The organism is Streptomyces sp. NRRL F-5727, from assembly GCF_000719555.1.
Lineage (GTDB): Bacteria > Actinomycetota > Actinomycetes > Streptomycetales > Streptomycetaceae > Streptomyces.
Genome location: NZ_JOGX01000143.1, coordinates 1 through 1063, shown reverse-complemented (window position 1 = coordinate 1063; position 1063 = coordinate 1). Strand labels below are relative to the sequence as shown.

General features: G+C 67.6%; 2 protein-coding genes. Both read right to left on the bottom strand.

The features are described from left to right. Positions 1 to 53: 53 nt before the first annotated feature. A complete protein-coding gene (locus IF73_RS0137040) occupies positions 54 to 440 on the bottom strand; it encodes a hypothetical protein (protein WP_031015916.1) in 387 nt (128 codons plus the stop codon). Between the two features lie 343 nt (positions 441 to 783). Then, on the bottom strand, positions 784 to 1063 hold a 280-nt coding region (locus IF73_RS42480; protein WP_234338458.1), incomplete at its 5' end, for a hypothetical protein.

Below are 1063 nucleotides of genomic sequence, written 5' to 3'. Positions count from 1 at the left end.
AGCGTCAGATGTGTATAAGAGACAGGGCTACGGGGAGGGAGGGGCGGGTGGGGCTATTCGGGCTGGGTGACCGTCAGGGCCCAGCGGACGGTGTTATCTGAGGCGTCGACACCGATGGTGAAAGACCCAGGGCGGACCACGCCCGGGTCCATGGATACCGAACCCACGCCCGGGGTGCCGGCGGGACAGTCCACGGTGAAGTCGGCCACCTGATACCCCTGGGAGTCCATCGTCACGTGCAGGGCGCCGCCTCCCTCACACGCCACCGTCAGCACCGTCGGCAGACGGTCCCACGCTCCGCCCGAAGCCACTCCCCCGTCCCCGACGGCCTCTTCCACCCACACCAGACCATCCGGGCCCGGATGCGGAAGCAGGCCATCAGCCGCCGCTGCCGGCGTGACGGTCATCGCCGCCATCGCGCCGGCGGCCAGCAACGCCACTACGGCCACGTTCCTCGTACGCATCACGTACTCCCTCTTTTGGGTACTGCCACGACAGCACCACCCTGCCCACGAGTAGGGTGGTGTGCATGAGTACTGCTACTCATGACCTCCCGAGGGGTCCGGCTCGGACCGGGCCCGGCAAGGGGGTGGCAGGTGTCGATCTCTTTGCCGGTGAGCATGCGCGAGACCACTGACAACCACCGCGGCCAGGAGCAGACCGCGTGTTAAGCGCCGGACGGTGACAGTCGCCTGGTTCGGTGCACCCAGTGGACGGGGCAGGGCTGGGCCGGCGCCTGGTGGTACGGCTGATTCGGTTGATCGTCGGCGGCGCGCAAAGCGGTCAGGCCTGATCGGCTTCGTCACTAGGCGACCAGGTCCAGGGCTTTACCGCAGGGGGCGGGCCCTCTATGGCGCTGCGGAACTTCTCCTTCAAAGACTTCGGCGGTGCTTCCTTCTCTTCTCGCCGGTGGACGAGCTGGGCCGTGGTCACCCGTATATGGCATTCACGGTGGCGCTGCTTCACCAGCACGATCCATGCACCGTCCTGAGTATGCAGGGCGTGGCGGGCGGACTCGTCCCCGGGGCGTGCGTGGCGGGCCAGGATGCCCGGCAGGTAGTTG